Source organism: Paenibacillus sp. GD4 (genome assembly GCF_030846225.1).
Classification (GTDB): domain Bacteria; phylum Bacillota; class Bacilli; order Paenibacillales; family NBRC-103111; genus Paenibacillus_G; species Paenibacillus_G silviterrae.
Genome location: NZ_JAVCYK010000002.1, coordinates 811,251 through 832,357, shown reverse-complemented (window position 1 = coordinate 832,357; position 21,107 = coordinate 811,251). Strand labels below are relative to the sequence as shown.

15 protein-coding genes and 1 pseudogene are annotated in these 21,107 nt (G+C 52.0%); 11 read left to right on the top strand and 5 right to left on the bottom strand.

The window, feature by feature from the left end; translation table 11 throughout:
• The first annotated feature begins 2 nt into the window (after window positions 1-2).
• The 6 genes and pseudogenes from nikB to cntE (RAC89_RS26560) all read left to right on the top strand — a co-directional run bounded on the left by nikB (window position 3) and on the right by cntE (RAC89_RS26560) (window position 5,822).
• Complete coding sequence (gene nikB, locus RAC89_RS26585) at window positions 3-947, top strand: nickel ABC transporter permease subunit NikB (RefSeq protein WP_306616745.1); 945 nt, start codon at window positions 3-5, stop codon at window positions 945-947.
• Window positions 944-1,795, top strand: a complete 852-nt coding sequence (gene nikC / locus RAC89_RS26580; protein WP_306616744.1) for a nickel ABC transporter permease subunit NikC — start codon at window positions 944-946, stop codon at window positions 1,793-1,795. The genes nikB and nikC overlap by 4 nt, the downstream gene beginning before the upstream one ends.
• A gap of 4 nt (window positions 1,796-1,799) precedes the next feature.
• Window positions 1,800-2,636: an ABC transporter ATP-binding protein gene (locus tag RAC89_RS26575; protein ID WP_306616743.1), complete on the top strand. Its 837-nt coding sequence runs from the start codon at window positions 1,800-1,802 to the stop codon at window positions 2,634-2,636.
• The gene (cntE, locus tag RAC89_RS26570; RefSeq protein WP_306616742.1) at window positions 2,633-3,817 is read left to right on the top strand and encodes a staphylopine family metallophore export MFS transporter CntE; all 1,185 of its coding nucleotides are present in this window, start codon (window positions 2,633-2,635) and stop codon (window positions 3,815-3,817) included. The genes RAC89_RS26575 and cntE (RAC89_RS26570) overlap by 4 nt, the downstream gene beginning before the upstream one ends.
• Window positions 3,814-4,632, top strand: a pseudogene (locus RAC89_RS26565) (ATP-binding cassette domain-containing protein). The gene cntE (RAC89_RS26570) and the pseudogene RAC89_RS26565 overlap by 4 nt, the downstream one beginning before the upstream one ends.
• Entirely contained in the window at window positions 4,629-5,822 is a 1,194-nt protein-coding gene (gene cntE / locus RAC89_RS26560) for a staphylopine family metallophore export MFS transporter CntE (protein WP_306616741.1), read from the top strand. Before RAC89_RS26565 ends, cntE (RAC89_RS26560) begins: the two are co-directional and overlap by 4 nt.
• 53 nt (window positions 5,823-5,875) lie before the next feature.
• Here cntE (RAC89_RS26560) and RAC89_RS26555 read toward each other — a convergent pair whose 3' ends face one another.
• Window positions 5,876-6,790 carry an N-acetylmuramoyl-L-alanine amidase family protein gene (locus RAC89_RS26555; protein ID WP_306616740.1) on the bottom strand — a complete coding sequence of 305 codons (915 nt, stop codon included), beginning with the start codon at window positions 6,788-6,790 and terminating at the stop codon, window positions 5,876-5,878.
• 197 nt (window positions 6,791-6,987) lie between these two features.
• Window positions 6,988-7,527, bottom strand: a complete 540-nt coding sequence (locus RAC89_RS26550; protein ID WP_306616739.1) for a hypothetical protein — start codon at window positions 7,525-7,527, stop codon at window positions 6,988-6,990.
• A 152-nt stretch (window positions 7,528-7,679) separates the two neighbouring features.
• Between RAC89_RS26550 and RAC89_RS26545 the strand changes: the two genes are divergently transcribed.
• Entirely contained in the window at window positions 7,680-8,090 is a 411-nt protein-coding gene (locus tag RAC89_RS26545) for a hypothetical protein (RefSeq protein WP_306616738.1), read from the top strand.
• An 11-nt stretch (window positions 8,091-8,101) separates the two neighbouring features.
• Here the strand turns inward: RAC89_RS26545 and RAC89_RS26540 are convergent, their stop codons facing one another.
• The 3 genes from RAC89_RS26540 to RAC89_RS26530 form a co-directional block, all read right to left on the bottom strand.
• Window positions 8,102-9,151: a flagellar hook assembly protein FlgD gene (locus tag RAC89_RS26540; protein ID WP_306616737.1), complete on the bottom strand. Its 1,050-nt coding sequence runs from the start codon at window positions 9,149-9,151 to the stop codon at window positions 8,102-8,104.
• 78 nt (window positions 9,152-9,229) lie between these two features.
• The gene (locus RAC89_RS26535; protein WP_306616736.1) at window positions 9,230-10,285 is read right to left on the bottom strand and encodes a hypothetical protein; all 1,056 of its coding nucleotides are present in this window, start codon (window positions 10,283-10,285) and stop codon (window positions 9,230-9,232) included.
• Window positions 10,286-10,420: 135 nt separating this feature from the next.
• Window positions 10,421-11,875 carry an esterase-like activity of phytase family protein gene (locus RAC89_RS26530; protein WP_306616735.1) on the bottom strand — a complete coding sequence of 485 codons (1,455 nt, stop codon included), beginning with the start codon at window positions 11,873-11,875 and terminating at the stop codon, window positions 10,421-10,423.
• A gap of 465 nt (window positions 11,876-12,340) precedes the next feature.
• Here RAC89_RS26530 and RAC89_RS26525 point away from each other — a divergent pair, with 465 nt between their 5' ends.
• From RAC89_RS26525 to RAC89_RS26510, 4 genes are all read left to right on the top strand, one after another.
• Window positions 12,341-16,021 carry a rhamnogalacturonan lyase family protein gene (locus RAC89_RS26525; protein WP_306617808.1) on the top strand — a complete coding sequence of 1,227 codons (3,681 nt, stop codon included), beginning with the start codon at window positions 12,341-12,343 and terminating at the stop codon, window positions 16,019-16,021.
• 157 nt (window positions 16,022-16,178) lie between these two features.
• Window positions 16,179-16,655, top strand: coding sequence for a DinB family protein (locus RAC89_RS26520; RefSeq protein ID WP_306616734.1), 477 nt, complete (start codon window positions 16,179-16,181; stop codon window positions 16,653-16,655).
• Between the two features lie 535 nt (window positions 16,656-17,190).
• Window positions 17,191-18,753 (top strand): extracellular solute-binding protein, encoded by a 1,563-nt coding sequence (locus RAC89_RS26515; protein ID WP_306617807.1) that lies wholly within the window; start codon window positions 17,191-17,193, stop codon window positions 18,751-18,753.
• A gap of 114 nt (window positions 18,754-18,867) precedes the next feature.
• Window positions 18,868-21,105 (top strand): glycosyl hydrolase family 95 catalytic domain-containing protein, encoded by a 2,238-nt coding sequence (locus tag RAC89_RS26510; RefSeq protein WP_306616733.1) that lies wholly within the window; start codon window positions 18,868-18,870, stop codon window positions 21,103-21,105.
• Window positions 21,106-21,107 lie beyond the last annotated feature (2 nt).

Here is a 21,107-nt window from a genome sequence, read left to right as displayed (position 1 = left end):
GTATGGCCCGATATATCGCTCAGCGGCTGCTTGCCGTGATACCCATCTTTTTATTTGCTACACTGCTTTCCTTCGGTATGATCCGACTTTCGCCGGTTGATCCGGCGGAGGTCTACTTAACCGTTGCCCATATTCATCCAACGGAAGAGGTGCTCGCGGAGGTCCGCAAGGAGTTTGGCTTGGATCAGCCGCTCTTGGTTCAATATGCCGGCTCGATTCTCAAGATGTGCCGATTGGATTTCGGCATATCTTATATTACGAAGACGCCGGTTTGGGATGAGGTCAAGCTGCGAATGCCTGCAACGCTTCAGCTGGCTTTCAGCAGCATTCTAGTGGCTATCATCGTAAGTGTACCCCTTGGCTTTTTCTCAGCCATATATAAGAACGGCATCATCGATCAGCTCAGCAGAGGCATCGCTTTCTTAGGGGCATCGATTCCGCAGTTCTGGATGGGTTACCTGCTCATCTTCTTTTTTGCGTTAAAGCTGGATTTGCTTCCAGTTCAAGGCAGAGGCTCCTGGGAAAACCTCGTCCTGCCATCGGTGACCTTGGCCATGGGCTTAATTGCCATCTATACGCGGCTGCTCCGTGCGAACGTCTTAGAACAGCTGCATGAGCCATATGTGATTTTTGCGAGGACACGAGGTTTGCGTGAGCGTCTGATTATGAGCAAGCATGTGCTTCGAATTGCGATATCCCCGATGATCACGGGATTAGGCATGAACATCGGCAGATTGCTCGCAGGAACAATTATAGTTGAAGAGGTGTTTTCCTGGCCGGGGTTCGGCCGGTATTTTGTTGAATCAATTTTTAACCGCGATTTGCCGGTTATACAATGCTATGTTTTTCTGGTCGCCTGCATTTTCATCGTTAGCAATCTCCTGGTGGATCTGCTGCAAATGCTGCTTGATCCGAGAATTACAAGGGGAGGGAATGCTAAATCATGATCGCGAGTATTCGAAGCATTCGAATCGGGTTGAGAGGCCCGAAGGTTATACCTGTCTGTTTAGGCTTGCTTTCATTGCTCGCGCTTGTAACGATACTCGCTCCATGGATTGCACCGCACGACCCGGTACAAGTAAATTTGGCGAACAAGCTGCAGGCCGCTTCTATGGAATACCCTTTAGGGACAGACCATTTAGGCAGGTGCAATCTTTCGCGGCTATTGTATGGAGCCCGGTATTCACTAGGCTTTGCCTCGTTGATATTTATTGCCTCTCTCGGGATCGGGCTAGTAATCGGATCTATAGCAGGCTATAGAGGCGGCATAATCGATTATCTGTTAATGCGGCTTTGCGACGGGGTCATGGCCTTTCCGAATCTTGTGCTTATTCTTGGATTGGTAGGCATATTCGGGCCTGGGCTTATGCAGGTAGTGCTTGCCATGATGCTGGTACAGTGGGTGTATTATGCCCGGATGTTCCGGAGTATGATATTGAGCTTAAAGGAACGAAGCTTCATTACGGCTGCCAGGGTCAGCGGGACTTCCGAGCTCAGAATTATCGTAAGACATTTGCTTCCGAACGTGCTGCCGCCAATCGCCGTGATGGGGACGCTGGAGATGGGCTGGGCAATTATGGACATATCGGCGTTATCCTTTCTCGGGCTGGGCATTCAGCCTCCTACCCCGGAGTGGGGAGCCATGATTCAAGAAGGGAAAAAGTATATTCGGAGCCAGCCGGAGCTGATGCTTTATCCGGGGATGATGATTTTATTGGTGGTTGTCACTTTTAACCTGTTGGGTGAGGCATTATCTGAGCGCTTCGGGGTGAAGCGACGCTTTGAAAAGGAATGAGCTCATGAAGGAACAAACGAATGTGCTCCTTGAGGTAAAGGGGCTGCGAGTAACGACCGAATCCCGGCAGCGGGAAGAGCTTTGCCTTGTCAATGACATTGACTTTGCAGTGAAGCAAGGCTCCGTCCTGGGGGTTGTCGGTGAAAGCGGCAGCGGGAAGACGATGACCTGTTTGTCCATCCTGCAGCTGCTGGACCGGAAGACGACCAAAGTGGAGGGCAGTATTCGTCTGCGCGGGCGGGAGCTAAACGGTTTGAAAGAGGCGGAGCTGCGATGTATTCGGGGGAAAGAGATCGCGTACATTATGCAAAACCCGATGAATGCTTTTTCCCCTGTATTTACCATAGGAAGTCAATTCGCGGATTCGATTTGCACGCATTCTCCGCTCAGCAGGAAGCAGGCGATGGAATTGGCGGCAGAGGCGCTCTTGGATATGAACCTGCCGGAGCCGCAGCTTGTTCTTAAGCGATATCCCTTTGAGCTCAGTGGAGGGATGCTGCAGCGTGCCATGATCGCGCTGGCGATGTGCTTGAAGCCTGCTTTACTGCTTGCCGATGAACCGACAACTGCGCTCGACACGGTAAATCAGCTGCAGGTGCTTCGTCTGTTGGAGAAATGCCGCAGGGAGCACGGTACGGCTATTATGCTGATATCGCATGATCTTAGCGTGATTGCCGAGATGTCGGATGAGGTGGCTGTGATGCAGCGGGGTATGCTGGTAGAGCGGGCGGATGTATATGAGTTGTTTAGGAATCCGCAGCAATCGTACACGAAACAGCTAATGGATGCTCGACCCAAAGTGGCTTACAGCGAAAAGACGACGGAGCTTGTCACGTCATGATTTCACTTCGGCGGGAGGGGCCGTTCAGTATTGTAGCGCTGCAAATTTATTTGCTGGCGCTGTTGTTCTATACCACCAGTCATGTGCTGTTGATTCTTTTACCGCTCAGCGCGAGCTCCTTGGGAGCGTCTCCGTCTCAGATTGGGCTCATGATGGGCGGTTATATGTTTATATCCATGTTTCTTCGCCCGGTGGCCGGCAAGCTTGTGGACCGTTTCGGCAGAAGGCGCATTTTTACCGTGCTGCTGCTATTGAATGTAGCAGTATTATCGCTTTATTTGATTCAAGAGCTGATCGTCTACGCCGTACTGCGTATGGTTCAGGGAGCGATTCTTGCTTTTTTCTCTATGATATCCCATTTGATGATCATTGAGGCTCTGCCCGATCAATCCAGGGGTCAGGGTTTGACCTTGTTTTCGCTGGCATCGATGCTGCCTTATGCGTACGGGCCGCTCTTAATTGTCCAACTGGTCAATGAGGTCCCGAATACCTATTTATTTATAGGCTTGATTGGTCTTGGAGTAACGACACTGTTGGTCGGTTATGCTGTAAAGCTCCCCGAGTACAGTCAAGCCGTGGGTCACAATGACCGGGGCAAGGGAGCGTTAACTGACGATTATCAAGCATGGAAGGACAAGGCGCTATGGTTTCCTTCATTGATTATGCTCCTGGCGGGAGCCGTTATCGGCTCGACGGCGGCGTTCCTGCCGTTGTACTTAGGGCAAAAGCACTTGCCTTATACCGGACATTACTTTTTGACGGAAACCCTTGTCTTAATCGCGCTGAGGCTCTTTGGGAAGCGTTTCGTTCCGACAGGAGGGCAATTCCCTAAAGGACTTATTGGAGTACTGCTATTGCTGCTGACAGCGGGGGCGGGATTCATCGGGATCACAAACACACTTCCGCTGCTTTTGATTGCCGCTGCTTGTAACGGGGCTGCCTTATCAATGCTATATCCCTCTTTAGTATCGTATGTTTCCTTTATCGTGCCTGCCCGGCATAGGGGGAGTGGACTTGGAGTATTTATAGCGGCAGCTGATTTCGGCACCTCCGTAGGAACCATGGGACTAAGCTTCATCGCCGCATTGTATTCTTATGAAGCGATGTTCGGGGCGTGCGCCGCGATTGGGGCGATAAGCATGATAATTGCTGTGCTTCGGTGTAAAGGGGGACATTTATGAGCTTATTAAGGGTTAACCATGTAACGCAGGGCTATTCCTCCTTCTCCCTTTTCGGGACATCCGGAAGAAAGACGCCGGTGCTGCACGATGTGTCCATCTCGATTGAGCAAGGGCAATGTCTAGGCTTGCTTGGCTCAAGCGGAGCAGGGAAGAGCACGCTGGGGAGGGTCATTCTTGGGCTTGAGAATCCACAGCGGGGTGAGGTTGTTTTTCAAGGAGAGAATCTTTACACAGCAGTGCCTGCCGTCCGAAGACGGCTTCGCCGGGATCTTCAGGTTGTCTTCCAGGATTGCCACTCCTCCGTAAATCCGAGAATGAGCGCCGAACAAATCATTGCAGAGCCGCTGCAAAATTATGCCAAGCTATCTTATCAAGAGTTATAGCGTACGGTGGGATCATTGCTGGAAGAGGTTGGCTTGAGCGCAGACGATATGGGTAAGCGAGCGCATCAATTCAGCGGCGGACAGCTTCAGCGCATCAGCATTGCCAGGGCGATGGCATTGAAGCCGAAGCTTATCGTGCTGGACCAAGCGGTAAGCAGCCTGGATGCGGTAACGCAAGCCCGAATCCTAGGGTTGTTAAAGGGGCTGAAGCAGGAGCATGGCTTATCCTATCTGTTTATCACTCACGATCTGAAAGCGGCACTTTCGCTCTCGGATTCGGTCGTAGTGATGGAGCAAGGGAGAGTCGTTGCCCGCTGCGACCATCCCCAGGAGCTTGGCCGAAGCGGGCACCCCGGTGTACAACGGCTGTTTGACTCCATGCTGCTTGAGCAGCCTTTTGAACGGGCGAGGTTTGGGGTTAGACGTTTATGAACCGTACAGAAGGCCCAATGTCTAGGGGGCAGTTAAAGCTTTATTGGCTTGCCGTGCTCTTCTTCTCGGCTAATGCGATCTTAACCGTTATCCTTCCGCTGCAGGGCGATGCCATGGGGATGAGGCAAGGGGAGATCGGGCTCATGATGGGCGGATATATGTTCACCTGCATGCTTCTGCGGCCATGGGCGGGACAAATGATTGTCAAGCATGGGGCTGCTAAGCTAATGCGTGGGTTGGTCCTGATTCATGCCGGATGCCTTGTCGCGTATATGTTTGCAGAAAGTGGCAGCCTGCTGCCGCTGCTGGCTCTTCGCGCACTGCAAGGAGGAATTACAGCCTTTTTCTCGATGATCATGCAGTTGGCTTTGGTAGAGCGCCTTGCGGCGGGAGATCGTGCGCAGGGCATGTCTCTGTACACTCTCTCTACCATGCTGCCGCAGCTTGTTACCCCTATATTAGCCTTTGCCGTGTGGAGATCGGGGGAATGGCTCCATTTCATCCTAATGATGGCGGTGCTTGCTGCAGCTACGGTGGTGGCGGGATATGCGGCGCCTTTACCCAAAAAGGCGGTAAAGGGAGACATTCTTTCCTTCTTGGAGCTGCTCAAATCATTCAGCCAGCTGTGGCAGAACCGAAACCTCCTGGTTTGTTCGATAATCATGCTGGTTGTTTCATGTGTATACGGTACAGTCCTTACCTTTATCCCGTTATATACGGACAGAACAGGGGTGGGCGACGCCAGCCTTTATTTGATATTGCAGGGGCTGGCGGTAGTGGTTTGCCGGTTTTCATTAAGAAAAAGACTGCCTTCCGATGGCAGATGGCACCCGAGATTTATAACGTGCTTGCTGCTGTCAGCAGCATTAGGCTCCCAGCTGCTTGCGTGGCTTGATGCAGCAGAATGGTTTTTATATGCCGCTGCTTTATGTAACGGACTAGCGATAGCATTAATCTACCCAACGCTGGTTACTTACTTGACTTTTGTGCTGCCTTCTCAGCGCAGAGCCTTGCTGTTGGGGTTGTTTATTTCATCCTATGACATTGGCTTTTCCGTCGGCGGGCTGCTAATGGGGGTTTTGGCTCAATATATATCCTATTCGGGGATGTTTACTTGGTGCTCTGTAAGCTGTTTGGCTGCTGTTTCAATTTTGTTCAGCTACAGGAAAGAGATGAAAACAATAGCTTAATCCAAGATTTATAGGATTTCACTAAATCAGTGGATGGCTTTTAGTTAGCAGTCCTACAGTTTAAAATAATCTTTCAATCCGGCAGCGATTGCTTCCGCTGCTTTCTTCTGGTAAGCGCCTGTCCGGACGATTGCTTCATCCTTGGGGTTGGATAGAAACCCTAGCTCCACTAAAGTTGATGGCCTATCGTTCTCGCGAAGCACATGGTAATTGCCGTAAGAAATGCCGCTGCTCTTCAAGCCTGCCTTTTCACGAAGGCGGCTTTCGATTTTTCTAGACAATGTCAAATCTTTCGATTGATCATGGTAAAACGTTAATGTGCCGGAGTTCGACTTCAAGGATGAGTTGTAATGAATGCTGATAAACGCATCCGCCCGGTTCCGTTCGCTAACGGCTACTCGCTCGGAGAGCCCAGGCTTCTCCTTATCGGAAATCCTCGTCATAATAACCTTTGCCCCGGCTTGACGAAGCATATCGGCTAAGTAGGAGGAGGTTGACAAATTAAGCGTCTTCTCCAAGCTACCGTACTTCTTGCCGATAACCCCACTGTCATTCCCTCCATGCCCCGGATCGATGACGATTACTTTCCCCTTTAGCCCGGGGGGAACGGATGTCTGCTTCGTGGTCTTCCCTTGATCAGCTCGACCGGTGCGAGTGGCTGCAGTAGACTGCTTGTCCGCTGATCCGGCACTGGTTCTCTGTAAATATTGCCCCGCTACCCATCCGGTGGTACGCCCGGAGGTAACCTTTACCCAGCCGAACGACTCCTGGGATATTGTAACAACATCGTTCCGTTTCAATGATCCGATAACAGGAGATTGAGCATCCGCTTTGCTGCGCACATTCAACGAGGGTACCGCTACTTTGGCGCTATGGCTGCCTGCCGCTTTTACTTGGTCCGAGTAGATCCACATCATGGCGAACAGTATCGTACAAATGGTGGCTGCTTGTCTAAAGTTTCGTTTCATCGGCCTTCTCCATCATGGCAAAAGTTGTCGTATTACGAATACTTTAACATGATAATTTAGTAAATAAAAGGATATATTTTCCTATATTTCTCGTTCAAATGTCGATTACAGCCGTCGATTTGCAGGGCCGCCTCCTGTTACCGGAGGACAGCCCTTTGCCGGCAGCAGCATTGCTGCCGCTCCCGTAAAACGGGAGACTATACCTGGATGGAAAAAATAGCGTTGTATCGCACGTTGTTAGACAAGCGAACGACAGCAAAGAAGCCAAATTCATCGATACCTACGGATTCCAACCGCCGGGACCCGGAGACTGCTCTTAGTAACCGAAGCAGTGCAGCTTGTTTATTACCAAGGTACAGCTTCACGACGAGCAACCGGAAGCAGCGGCTTGCGGCAAGTCGCCGAATGATAGGCTGCATGATACGCGCTACCTGTCGGATTTGCGGCGTACGGATGGTTTGCCCTGGACGGAAGATGCCGAACCCGAAGCTTTGTGTGGGGTTCGTAAAGTTGATGTCCGATTCGAAGCCTGCACCTACGCTGACGGCAGCTTGCGGTACGACCTGCTGAATCAACTGCTCCACTCGGTTGAAATTGCGTGCACGAATAGCTAATACGAGGTTACCGGCATAGGTGCGATTCGTGATTATTTTTTTGAATAAGGGGGCATTGCGTCTGGCGGAAATGCCGAGTCTTCTAGCAATTAGCGTTCGGTTTCGTGTTTGGGTAAGGCGCATACAATCACTCTCCTGTATGGTATGCTCTTACCATATGAAGCCGCAGAAAATATGTGCTTACTTCAGACCATCTCAAACGCGGCTTAGTTTCTCAACAGCGTGAATAATATAAATATGGGCAAGCAATGCCGTACTCAAACAAGGAGAAGGATATGAAATTTATGGAAATGAAAAGCTTAATTAGCATTCGACTGGCAGGCAATATAATTATCACCATCAATACCTTAGCGATTTTGATGCATGCCATGATCCTGCTTAAAGTGTTGCCCTATAATTTTGTTTGGGGAGGAAGATTAAAGGGTGAGGGGGATGTAATCCTCTTTGAAAGCATATCGCTAGGTGTGCAAGCCCTATTTATTGCAGTCATTGCTGCTAAAGCAGGATATGCTTTCAAAGGGAAGTTGAGGAGAACAGTGAATTTCGGTACATGGGTTATGTTTGGACTTATGGTGTTAAATACAATCGGCAATTTCGCTTCTAGCTCCGGCTTGGAAGCCATGATAATGACGCCGCTAACCGGTGTACTTGCAGTATTGGTATTCAGATTGGCAATTGAAAAATAATCCGGCAGCAGCTATTCGTTGGGCCAGAGCACGAAAATCGGTGCCCGCGTCCGCATTCCTCCTTGCATTTCTTGTATCGCTTTTTCGTTCTCTCCTTGTTTGGTAAACTCGAAAGTCATCGGCAGCTTAACCTGAACTGTGTATTGGCCCGGTGGAACGAGCTTGCCGTCATCGTCCAGCATATCCCACCGGAATGAAAGCTCTGCATAATCCAGCGGTTGTAATGACCCGCTTAAAGCGGGCAGCAGACCATGCCAGACGATCTGGTATTCGTTTGTGTCGCCTCTCGGGATATAACGTACAATTTGAGCCTCAAAATCGAGAGGCTTACTAAGCGTAATCGGCTCTTCGCCCACATTGGTAAGCCGTACCTTAAGGTCGACGGGCGTCCCCAGCCAAGTGTTTTGGCCGTACAATCCATAGCTGCCGAAAGAAAGCGACAATGGATAGCCGTCATAGCCGGTATACCTGGCAGGATAGCTGCCGAAGTTCCATTGGCTTGGAATACGAGCCGCTTCACTGCTAGCCGGCAGCTGATATACGTTAGGATCGACAGGAGAAGGAAACGGATCGCCGGCGGTTTTGTTGATGAATAGATGGGCGATGTCAAACTCGGTTTGGATGCTTCTTCCGTCAGCCTGCTCCTCACTCAAAATCCGAATCCGGTAGATTCCTTGCCCTGAAGGAAGCGGCAGCTCAGCTTCGAATTGCTCGGAGGTAAGCGGTGTTCCGTATCTCCATATTTCCCGGTACCCGCCGTTTTCTCGTTTCTCCACGACAAACCGGAGCTGCTCGCCTACCGCTCGCTCTACCGATCCGCTGAGACGGGCAAGGTCGTCTGCAGTTTCCGAGTAGACCAGAGCCGGCTGACTCAGCCGGATGTGGCTGTAGGTGCCATGAGAAATGATGTCGCTATACTTCAAAATCGGACTCGCTTTGCTTACTTCCACCTCAGGCGCAAATGACTTCCTGTAGAGGGTCTTATGTCCGTCGGTGATCTGCAGTATCATGTCATTATCGGCGATGTCAATCTGCGCTTCCGCAGCCAGCGTGTATTTCACGAGCCCGCCTTCGGCCGCCCCGTCTCTACGGACATGAAAGCGATTGTCGAACTGCCGCTGGCCTTGAACGGAATTAGTTTACTGCAGCGCGGGAATAAAGAGCTTGCTGTCGTCAAGATATGCAGCAGCCTGCAGACCGTATCTGAGGCCGGGAAAGGCTTGCGGTACGCCGTGATCTTCAACTTTATATTCGGGACAGCGCAGTGAGAAGGAGGTGCGACCGTTAGTACTGTCCGGGAGCTCGGTGGAGCAGCCGAACAGCGAACGCGCATCCTGTTCGTGAATGTATAGGTCTCCCGACCTGGCGACCGGTGTCCGATACCAGTCGAAGCTCTCGGCTTCGCCTCCAAGCCAGGTGAGCTCAGGAGCGCTCAGCCCGGGGACGATGTGAAAGCGGTTTGTTCCGTCGTCCATAACAAGGGAACCGTCCTGCTGCCATTCCGCCTTGTACCCGAGCTTCTCCGCGAGCTGACGAACCGGCAGCATCGGGTCATCGCCCGCGACAAGACCGAAGGCAGCTCCATCGAGGAGGACGTCGGGGCCTGTGATCTTAAATGGACCTAGCTCCGTGAGCTTCGTCTGCCGCAGCACAAGCGGCGGGCTATCCTTGAGCGAAGGGTCGGAGACGTTCCGTGAAGGGGAATACGATAGCTTTCGTTCTTGCTCTTTCCATTCTATCTGCCCAAAGCTAGACAAGTCGTTAAGCGAAATGGCCGTATGACCGCCGATGTTATAGGAGGGGAGCGGTTGACCGGCGTAATATACCCGAATGTCCGTTGACACTACATCACCGAGCTTTTCCCCGACCGAGGAAGGTTCCAAGGGAGGGCCGGGAAGCGGGTTGATTGCTTTGCCGGGCGTGTACGTGATGTCCACCCGGCGCTCCTTCGGAATCCAGGCGACATCGAAGCCGTACCGCCTAAGGTCCTCGGCTATGACTGCCGTATAACCGTCAATGTTTAGGGAGGGAATGGTCTCCCCATTAATATCAGCCCTGATATCGGTGGATAACACGGTTCCGACCGGCGTGCCCACAGGGACCGTTGTTTCCGCTTGTACGGGTGAACCCCAGACGATACCGGTACCCGCTGCCCATAGTGCGGCAGCCAAGGAGCCGAGTATGCTTATTTTCATACCGCTCACCTTCCCGTATTTTATATAAATTAAGACGCGGAACAGCCGGGAAAGTTACATGAAAATCGTTCAGCCGCAGAACAAAAAAGGCTGCATTCATCACATTGTGTGATGGAAGCAGCCTTCTTCCTGTTGCTATTCCATTGTATAAGGCAGTTCAAACGTCCAAAGCTCTGTACCATTCTCAGGAGAGGTGTTGTCGACGCCAAAATCATTATCATTAACAATGACCAGCTTATTGCCATTCACAAGCGAGAGGCCCTCCACCTTCTCATAGGGGAATTGAAAGGCGACCAGATCCACTACCGTACGCTTGGATGGAGGAGTAATGCCATGAGTCTTCAGATCTTGTATGCTCATTTGTTCCAAGGTTTTGCCGGCTGCGGCGGCATCATCGAATTTACCAAGGATGTTGGTAGCTTTCGTAAGATCAATAGCATAAATGCGCTTAAGCTGGGCCTTATCCCCGGCGTTCTTATCGCGCTCGTCGATAAGAAGCAGATTCTCATGAACTACGACCAAATCGGAGATAACAATATCCGCTTGCTTCAAATCTTTGAATTGCCGGGCATCCTCAGCTACATAGGCGAACTCGGCGACAGGCTTTAATGTTTCCAGATTAAACTTGATCAAGCGGATTTGACGGGATTGATCCATTTCTTTCGTTGGGTTCCGCAGCGGGCTTTGCATCGCCATGAACAGAAACTTCCCGTCCGGTGTGATGCCTACGGCTTCGGCACCGCGGTTTTGCCGGAGCTGATTATAGACCGCCGGAAGCTCTTCATGAATTTTCATTAGCGGAGTGGAAGCTTGAGCAGCCCAGCCCTGCGGAACAATCCGCTCGATCACCGTTCCGTCGCGCTTCACATGAGCGATGGACGGACCGTATTCATCGGAGATCCAGAACGTCTGATCCTTCGCGTTATAGGCCAAGCCCTCTACATCGAGACCATACGGATCGTAAGCCAGCTCTTTTTCTCCCTTAGCATCGTAAGGCATTTCATCACGACCTTTAATATTAGGAAGGCCGGTTATGGTTTGTATATCGGTTACGGGGTTCGTCCCGGCAACCTTCAGAGGGAGCTTCTCCAAAATGTTGATTTGGTTCCCCGACAGCTCGATTTTGTAGATGGTAGGTGCATAGTCAGGGAGCGGGAAGGTTCTGATTTCCTTGCCGTTAACGACCATTTGCCCATTCGGGCCACGGTCCGCCGTCGTGTAGAAGATATTATCCGGATCACCCGGCAAATGGGTTAGGGAGGAGCCGATGCCCATCTTCACCCCATCCGCGAGATTGTCGGCTGTCAGCTTATACTTGCCGGTCAAGGTTGGTTTATCCGTCAGTGCCACGGCTTCCTGAAACTCATCCCAGTCTACATACTTGCCTACGGCTTCACCGAAGGCGCGAAGCGGCAGGTACAATGAGCCTTCCAGATTAACGGCGGGGGAGGCGGGCGTGAGTGCTTGTCCGTTGTCGGTATACCGAATGGCTTCCGCTGTAGTCCCGGTTACTTCGGCAGCGGAGGCAGCTCCTGTTCCTGTCATAAGTGTAAGCGTCGTTATAGCGGTAATGAAACGTTTTTTCATCATGGGGGAGGTCTCCTTCAGCTTCTATATATATTGGATACGTCTTCCACAAGCATAGCGAAGGGATGTTATTGCAGTATTATTGCTATGTATACATATTGTAAAAATTACGGATGCATAATCATGGATGTGCAGCAAGCAACTTTAAATTATGCCGGATATAACCAAAACGATACAACGGATACTCAACAGGGTAAGCCTTGCAAGAAAGTCTAACCGCCATATATCCAAGAGCAAGAAAAGTCTCATTGCCGCCCGGCATGCTTTCCATTACTATTACCTTGAGTTTTCCATGGAACGTAACGCAATGTTCCTCACTAGCCAGTAAGGGGGTGATCGTAACGGGGTGAAACTAAGGCTATTGTCGTAATTATTAGGAAACAGCAAGTGGCATGGAACATAAATTTGGGAGGGATACGGTTGGTTCAGCTGTGGAAAAAACGTTTGTCCGCGATACTAAGCGCGATTATGCTCGTCTCACTGCTCGCCGGCACAGGCATCGTTGGCTCACAGGCCGCGTCGGCAGCAGCGCTGCCAAGCTTGAAATTCGATTTCGGTTCCGAGACCAGTCCCGTTGCGCCGGGTTACAATCAGGTTACGAACAAGATGATCTACAGCGCCGCCAGAGGTTATGGACTGAATATCTCTACGGATTTTCGCGACCGCGGCGGCTCCGATCCGTTGCTGCGGGATTTCGTGATCAACAGCAATTTCTTGTTTATGGTTGATCTTCCGAACGGGGAATATTCGGTCAAGATCGTTGCCGGTGACGCCATTGCCTCCAATAAAACGGATGTTCGAATGGAAGGCGTTTCGTATGGAACGATTTCGTCCGGCAGCGGGTTGTTTAGCGAGCTTACAAAGACGGTACGCCTAGAGGACGGCCAAATGACCTTCCAATTTACGAACAACGGCCGTGTGAATGCAATAGAGATTTACCCTTTAACGTATCCATCAGGCTTGACCGTATCTGAAATGACCTATGCCCCTGCTGCATCCGTCAGCTTAGTATGGGAGGCTGTATATGGTGCCTTAGGCTATAACATTTATCGGACCGGGGCGGGAGACGGGAATTTTTCACTAATCGGCAGCTCGGCAGCTCCCGGCTTTAAGGATACAACGGTCAACCTTACGGAAACGTATCAATATAAAGTATCGCAGCTGACAGCGCAAAATTATGAATCCGCTTCCAGTCCGCCCATCACGGTGAGCGTTGTAGATCCCGCGACTCCGCCACCGTCTGCTCCGGCAGAGCTGTATGTGAAGGCATCGGCTAAGGAGCAAATTATCATCGGCTGGAGTCCCTCGGCGAGTGCACTTTGGTACAATGTCTACCGCTCGAAGTCGCCAGGCGGGCCGTTCATCCAGGTAGGTTCCTCAACATCAGCCGAGTTCACTGACACGGATGTGTTTACGACGATCCCTTATTATTATCAGGTCGTTGCCGTTAATGCCGGCGGTAAATCCAATCCGTCCGCTGTGTTGAATGTGCCGGCGGCTACCGTGCTGTACCGTCAGGCGGAGACGCTCGACCGAAGCCCGGTTGCGGTCCTTTCGGACGGAGGTATTTATATCGGGTGGCGTTTGCTCGGCACCGACCCGGAACATATTTCCTTCCACCTCTACCGTAACGGACAGCGAATCAACAGTGCACCGATATCAACAAGCACGAACTACTTGGATCCTGAGGGAACCGTCGACTCGACTTATGAGGTCCGGGCCGTCATCGGGGGAATCGAGGAGCCGAGCTCGGAAGCTTTTCCCGTATGGCGGGATCCATACAAGTCCGTTCCGCTTCAGAAGCCTGCAGACGGGGTGATCAACGGCGCCGCTTATACTTACAGTGCAAATGACACTAGTGTCGGCGATCTCGACGGAGACGGCAAGTATGAGCTGATCGTCAAGTGGGACCCTTCCAATTCGAAGGATAACTCCCAAAGCGGGTATACGGGCAATGTCTTTATTGACGCATACCGATTGGATGGTACACTCCTGTGGCGGATCGATCTCGGACGGAATATTCGGGCCGGCGCGCACTATACTCAATTCATGGTTTATGATCTGGACGGCGACGGGAAAGCAGAGGTTGCTTTCAAAACGGCGGACGGAACCGTGGACGGTACGGGGCAGATTATCGGCAGCCCGAACGCGGATTACCGCAATTCCAGCGGCTATATTCTGAGCGGTCCCGAGTATCTGACCGTCTTCGAAGGGACCACAGGGAAGGCACTTGCCACGACGAACTATGATCCGCCGCGCGGCAACGTATCGAGCTGGGGAGACAGCTACGGGAACCGTGTGGACCGTTTTCTCGCCGGCGTTGCTTACTTGGACGGGGAACGGCCGAGTCTGATCTTCTCCCGCGGCTATTACACCCGTACAGTGGTGGTTGCTTATAACTGGAGAGACGGACAGCTTAGCAAACAATGGACCTTCGATACCAACACTCCGGGATACGGCGATTATGCCGGCGAAGGCAACCATCAGCTCAGCATTGCGGACGTAGACAAGGACGGCAAGGATGAAATCATTTTTGGCGCTATGGTCCTTGACGATAACGGCAAGCCGCTGTACCGGACCGGACTCGGACACGGGGACGCGCTTCACGCTGGAGATCTTGACCCGAGCAACCCGGGGCTGGAGGTATTCAGTGTACATGAGCACTATCCGAGCTCTGCCGGCATTGAACTCCGGAATGCGGAAACAGGCGAGCTTCTCTGGGGAATTCCGACCAATTACGATGTAGGACGCGGGATGTCAGGAGATATTGACCCGCGTTATCACGGCGAAGAGATGTGGGCTTCCGGGGAATCCGGGGGTGTCTACACGGCAAAGGGACAACGGATTTCCACCAGAATGCCTTCCATAAACTTCGGCATTTGGTGGGACGGGGATTTGCTTCGCGAGCTTCTTGATCACAATTACTCCAGTACGGCAGGAGCCGGTACCGGAAAAATAGACAAATGGGACTATATGAACAGCCGGGCTGTCAATTTATTGACGGCAACAGGCACGTACTCAAACAACACGACGAAAGGGACACCGAACCTGCAGGCTGATCTGTTCGGAGATTGGCGGGAGGAGGCGGTATGGCGTACGGAGGATAGCAGTGCATTGCACATCTACACAACTAGCGAGATGACTCAGCACCGACTGTATACGCTCATGGATGATACGCAATACCGTCTGTCGATTGCATGGCAGAATGTAGGCTACAATCAGCCGCCGCATCCGAGCTTCTACTTAGGCGACGGCATGTCCGCTCCGCCCGTACCGAAGCTGAAGCGAACACCGGTGCTGGTGTCCGGCATCGAGGTGACCGGAGCCGGGAAGGCCGACGGGCTGTTTGTCTCGGAGTCTCTTCAGATGGTCGCTACCGTATTTCCAGCGGCGGCAACGGACAAATCGGTCATCTGGACGGTGACTTCGGAGGACGGAGGACCGACAGCCAATGCTGTGATTAACGCCTCCGGCGAGCTGAGGGGTCTGGCGGAAGGCAATGTCCTCGTAACGGCTACGGCTGCTGACGGCTCTGGAGCTTCGGGAAGCACACGGGTGCGCATTCGCTCGACCGCAATCGAAGGCAATACGATCCACCAATACATCCTTCCTGAGAAGGACGGCAAGGTGATTGCGGATGTGAAAGCGAAAGATATTCAAGAGGCGGCAAGCGCGGCCTCCGACCAAAAGGTCAGAGTAACCCTGCATTCACAAGCCGATTACACCTCGGCGCAAATCAACCTGCCGGCGTCGTTCGTATTCTCGGCGGAAAGTCAAGGGCTCCAACGGCTCGAGATGGATACAGGCATTCTACGTGCTTTCATTGACCCGAATCTGTTCAAGCGGCACAATTTGGAACGCACATCAGTACATGTGGAGATTTCGTCAAGGCTTGTTGATGTGACCCAGCTTTCCGCCAATGACAGACAGAAGGCCGATGGCAAGCCGGTATACGCCTTCACTTTAAGCATCGACGGGAAAGAAATTCGAGGCTTCGGAGACGATGTGCGGCTCTCGGTCCCGTATTCGGGCGGAAATACCAATCCAATCGTCATCTATATGCTCGATGACAACGGCCATTTGTATACGGTAAATAACGGCAGCTATGACCCTGACACAGGTACGGTGATTTTTAAAGCGAACAGATAACGAATAGGTTCGAGACTCACAGGCGGCTCCTGATCCTTCAGGAGTCGTTTGTGCTGTAAAACAATAAGAACTTGAAATTCCAATGAAATCAAACTACCCTTACTACATAAGTCTGATTCGATTCGGCAGGATGGACTGAGGAAAGGAAGGGAGAACCATGAAGGATTCTATTTTACATCAATTACATGTTGTCCGGTCTATAACATTAGGTACCGCAGCCGATGTGCCTGAAACTCAGCTGTATATCATTCCAGGAGGGTATAATAACTCTATCTTTTGGAATTTAGGGCATATATTAATCGTGCAGGAACAGCTTGCGATTCATTTCGGCAACGTAGAACCTCAATTGCCGGACGATTATATGAGATACTTTGGCCAGCACAGCAGTCCGATCTCTTGGGACGATGCCCCTCCGCCGTTTGTGGACATTGTGTCGTTGTTGCAATCACAGACAGACCATATCGTTCATTGCCTAGGAAATAGAATGGATGAGAGGCTGAGGAAGCCGTTTAAAAGAAACGGCATGTCTATGAACACGATAGGGGAGCTGTTGATTTACAGCGTCTACCATGAGGGAGTCCACATTGGCATGATTAATGCTATGATGAAGCTGCTTGGAAATAGTCAGCGCTAGGATAGGAGGCCATCCTTCGAGCAAGTCACTCGGGGATGGCCTTTTCATGGTATGAAGTGGATGAGCATTCCCACCGGGATACCCTCTGTTTCATTTGGGCATCGGAAATAATGCTGCTTTAGAGCAGACACATATGATCCCAAATGAAGATCAGAACGAGATTTGTGAGATTAGGCAGCGTTGAGAGGGAGCAACGGCTGATAATGAGGCAAATGGCTCTGAATGTTGTATCTACGCAGAAATATTATTGATTTTTATAGATACTTGGGGGAACGTTGTATATTGGCACAAATACAATGTACAAAGCTAAACAGGCTCCCGCCTTACGGACATAATGCTTGATTTTGCCAAGCTCCATTGCTCGGCAATTTCCGCGGTCGTCCGTGCAAAATGGACTCTTACCTATCTATTTTTTCTAGAACAAAACACAGCACGACCATAAAAAAATACATTCCGGCCGGATGCCTAGGAGGGTAAGATGTGGGTAAGCAACTCCAGTCGTAAACTAAATTTGAAAAATGGGGCGAATCGAATCATGAAGAAAATGCTTGGGTTAACGATGGTCTGTGCTTTAGCCGTCGGTACGGTAGCCGGATGCGGCGGTACGGACAGCGGCCAGAAGGCAGGGAATGGGACGAAGGGTGATGAAAAGCTGAAATTCTCACTTTCGATGGCGACAAGCGGCAACAAGGTTGCCGAGAAGAGCGCGGATGTGAATCAGGAGAAATGGGTGAAGAAGCTCGAGGAGCTGACAAAGACGGATCTCGATATCCGCATGATTCCTCTGAAGGATTTCGATCAGAAGATGTCGTTGATGTTCGCATCCAATGAAATTCCGGACGTCGTACAAAATGTCGGCGGTGCTACTACGAAGGGCATGTCGGGTTCCGTTGAAGCCGGGGTATTCATGCCGCTGGACGAGCTTCTCAAGGAACATGCGCCGAACATTATGAAGCTTGTGCCTAAGGAAGCCTGGCAGGAGACAAGCTTTAACGGCAAGATCTATGGCATTCCGTCCTGGCTGTCCAACCCGTCGCGACGCGCGTTGTTCGTGCGTGCCGACCTTCTGGCCAAGACGGGGCTGCCTGCTCCGAAAACGGTGGATGATTTCCTGAATGTGATGAGAGCAATGAAGAAGCTGGGCGTGGAGCACCCTTACCAAATGCGCGAGAATTTCAAGTATGCCGATACGATTCTTGGAGCTTACGACGTGCTGCCGTCGCAATTCGAAGTGCAGGGAGATCAGGTGGTACCTAAGTTTTATGACGCGGACAATATGATGAAAGCGCTGCAGACGTTCAAGACCATGTTCGATGAGGGTCTGATTCCGAAGGATTTTGCTTCGATCAGCTCAACCGATTATGGCAAAAATATCGAATCCGGCAAGGCCGGCATGTGGTCGGCCAACGCGCAAGGGCTGTCCAACTACCGCAGCAAGCTGAAGAACGTGCTGCCTGACGGCAAGATCGAAATCATTCCTTCCCCACGGGGACCGGAAGGCCGCGGCGGACACCTGCTGTACTCGAGCATCAACACCTCTTACTACATTAACAGCAAGGTACCGAAGGAGAAGGCGATTCAGATCATCAAGTTTTTTGATTGGATGACAACGCCGGAAGCGGAGAAATACTTCTCCTTCGGAATTGAGGGTGAAACGTATACAATGGAGAACGGCAAGGTGAAGTTCACGCCGCCGACCGCCCCGGAAGCGATTGACGACGACGGCTTCCGCAGCATGTTCTGGTTCATCCACGACATGGTCTATAACAAGTCGAGGGAAGAGCTGACGCAGGACGGCCGTGACATGATGCAGTATATGGATACGGTCGTATCGAAGGAGGGGCTAGGCTCCGTTCGTTTCGTGCCGGCTCTCGAATCGTTCTCGAAATTCCCGGATTTGGCGCCGCAGGGCGACGATGTAGGGCCGAAGTTGATCATCGACCATATGATCAAGATCATCTACGGCAAGGAAGCCGTCTCCGACTGGCCGAAGGTGATCGAGGAATATAAGAGCAAAGGCGGAAACGAAATCGTGAAGGAAGCTACGGAACGATATAAGAAAAAAACAAATGTGATTGTTTCTAATAATCGAAATTAATTTCTCGAAAAGTATTTGTTCCCGCATGCGGGCCAACAAATACTTTTCCCTTTTATTCGTATCAACAGACTCCAGTGGGCAGGATGATCACAAAAAAGTGAAGGAGGGCGCGACATGGACACGAAGGAAAGGAAGGATCGAATTCGGGGTATCGAGAGGGAACTTTCCATTACGATTCAAGAGGAGCGATGGTCTGGACGCAAGGGGGTTTTCACAGAGCCGCCAGTGCGAATTCCTACGGACAAATGGACTGATGCCCCGCTGCTCGGCAATGGCGATGTCGGAGTTGCTATAGGCGGAGGACCGGAACAGCAAACCTTCTACATTGGAAAGAACGACTTCTGGGTACAGCCTCATGTAGGGGAAACCGGGGAACAGCGGCAGCAGCGGCTGCTGAACGACCATGGAAGGAGGACAGGGGCACGTATTATTACCGTCGGTCAGGTTACGCTGTTTATGCCCGGATTGGCCGGGGCGGCGTACTACCAGGAGCAGGATCCGCTTCATGCTGAGGTTCGCGGCCATTTCACGGGGGAGCGGGCGGAGGTCAGCTTGCGATCCTGGGTAGCGGCCGAGACCAATCTGCTGGTTACCGAGGTGGTCTGTCTGAAGGGCGATCTGGGCGAGGTTAAAGTAAGACTGCATGCGGGAGAACAAACGACTGACGAAGTGTTCAATTATGAGAACGGTGCGGAGGCGGATCTGATGTGGTTTCACTATGCCGCCAACTCCGCCAATCTGCCTCAGACTAGGCGCGTAGCGGTCATCACCGCGGTGATTGGGGCATCGGTTCGACATGAATGGCGGTTTCAGAATGTGGAGGCTGTGGCGAGCCTCGCAGAAGGGCAGCGGTTAACGGTGATCACGGCTATTATCAGCAACCGGGATCAAGCCGATCCTTTCGCTGCCGCTAAGCAATTAGTGAAGAGCTGCATGATCCGGCCCGGCGGTGATGAAGCGCTGGCCCGACACCAAGCGGAGCATCGGCGTTGGTGGCGGAGCTTCTGGGAAGCGTCTGAGATTGAGATCGGCGATCCGCTGCTTGAGAAATATTATTACGGCTCGTTCTATATTATCGGCTGCTGTACCCGTAGCGGGAAGCATCAGCCGGGCCTCTTCGGCAACTGGGTTACGACAGACCGACCGGCCTGGACCGGCTCCTATACGATGAATTACAACTATGAGGCACCCTACTGGGGGCTCTATGCGGGCAATCGAACGCGGCTGGCCGAATCCTACTGCGAGCCTCTGCTCGATTTCCTGCCATGGGGACGGCTGTTTGCCCGTGAGAAGCTGCAGTGTCGCGGGATCTATATGCCGGTAGAGCTGGGGCCGGAAGGTATGATCTGCTCTATGTTCTTTCACGGGCAAAAGTCCAACGCAGCATTCGCAGCCGTGAATCTGCTGATGCACATCGACTATACCGGCGATATGAACTATGCCCGTAGAGTCTATCCCTATTTGCTAGAGGTCGCAAGCTTCTGGGAGGATTATCTCGTCTTCGAGGACGGCCGGTATGTCATCTACGATGATGATATTCATGAGAGGTCGCATGACCGGAAAAATCCCATTCTGTCGCTGGGCTTCGTCCGCATGATCTTAACCGCGACGCTGGAGCTCGGACAGGAGCTGGGACTTGACGCCGATCGCCGGGAGAAATGGCGCCATATGCTTGAGCATCTCAGCGCTTATCCTACGATGACCCGCAGCGGCAGGACTGTCTTCCGCCTGACCGAGGAGGGAACGGACTGGAGGGATCGCAATTCGCTCGCGGTTCAGCATGTATTTCCGGCCGGTCAGATCGGCTTGGGGAGTGATCCGGGAATACTTGCCGTTGCCCGGGACACGGTCGATGAGATGCAGCGCTGGAGCGATTTTAACGCGTTTCCGACGTATTACGCGGCAGCGGCCCGGGTTGGATATGATCCGGAGGTGATCCTCGAGCGGCTGCGCATCGAGTGTGAGACCAAGTCGCTGCCCAACCTGTCGATTCATCATGGGGGCGGAGGGATCGAGGATGCGTCAGCCGTACCCGTGTGTTTACAGGAGATGCTGCTGCAAAGCTATGACAGGACGCTGCGGCTGTTCCCGGTATGGCCCGCGGGCCGATCGGCCCGATTCCGCAAGCTGCGTGCGGTCGGGGCTTTCGTTGTGAGCAGCGAAATCATCGAGGGCCGTGTGAGCTATGTGGCATTGGACAGTGAAGGCGGGCGTCCATGCACGCTGCACAATCCTTGGCCTGGCGAAGAGGTAACCGTTTATCGAAACGGTAGGGCTGCCGAGAGCTTGAGTGGAGATCGGCTGACCTTCGGCACGGCAATCGGTGAACGGTTGATTCTTCTGCCCAATTGAGA

Bases quoted from the DNA above. Each gene is read 5' to 3' on its own strand.
- nikB (WP_306616745.1), top strand. From the start codon at position 3: ATGGCCCGATATATCGCTCAGCGGCTGCTTGCCGTGATACCCATCTTT.
- nikC (WP_306616744.1), top strand. From the start codon at position 944: ATGATCGCGAGTATTCGAAGCATTCGAATCGGGTTGAGAGGCCCGAAG.
- RAC89_RS26575 (WP_306616743.1), top strand. From the start codon at position 1,800: ATGAAGGAACAAACGAATGTGCTCCTTGAGGTAAAGGGGCTGCGAGTA.
- cntE (WP_306616742.1), top strand. From the start codon at position 2,633: ATGATTTCACTTCGGCGGGAGGGGCCGTTCAGTATTGTAGCGCTGCAA.
- cntE (WP_306616741.1), top strand. From the start codon at position 4,629: ATGAACCGTACAGAAGGCCCAATGTCTAGGGGGCAGTTAAAGCTTTAT.
- RAC89_RS26555 (WP_306616740.1), bottom strand. From the start codon at position 6,790: ATGAAACGAAACTTTAGACAAGCAGCCACCATTTGTACGATACTGTTC.
- RAC89_RS26550 (WP_306616739.1), bottom strand. From the start codon at position 7,527: ATGCGCCTTACCCAAACACGAAACCGAACGCTAATTGCTAGAAGACTC.
- RAC89_RS26545 (WP_306616738.1), top strand. From the start codon at position 7,680: ATGAAATTTATGGAAATGAAAAGCTTAATTAGCATTCGACTGGCAGGC.
- RAC89_RS26535 (WP_306616736.1), bottom strand. From the start codon at position 10,285: ATGAAAATAAGCATACTCGGCTCCTTGGCTGCCGCACTATGGGCAGCG.
- RAC89_RS26530 (WP_306616735.1), bottom strand. From the start codon at position 11,875: ATGATGAAAAAACGTTTCATTACCGCTATAACGACGCTTACACTTATG.
- RAC89_RS26525 (WP_306617808.1), top strand. From the start codon at position 12,341: ATGCTCGTCTCACTGCTCGCCGGCACAGGCATCGTTGGCTCACAGGCC.
- RAC89_RS26520 (WP_306616734.1), top strand. From the start codon at position 16,179: ATGAAGGATTCTATTTTACATCAATTACATGTTGTCCGGTCTATAACA.
- RAC89_RS26515 (WP_306617807.1), top strand. From the start codon at position 17,191: ATGAAGAAAATGCTTGGGTTAACGATGGTCTGTGCTTTAGCCGTCGGT.
- RAC89_RS26510 (WP_306616733.1), top strand. From the start codon at position 18,868: ATGGACACGAAGGAAAGGAAGGATCGAATTCGGGGTATCGAGAGGGAA.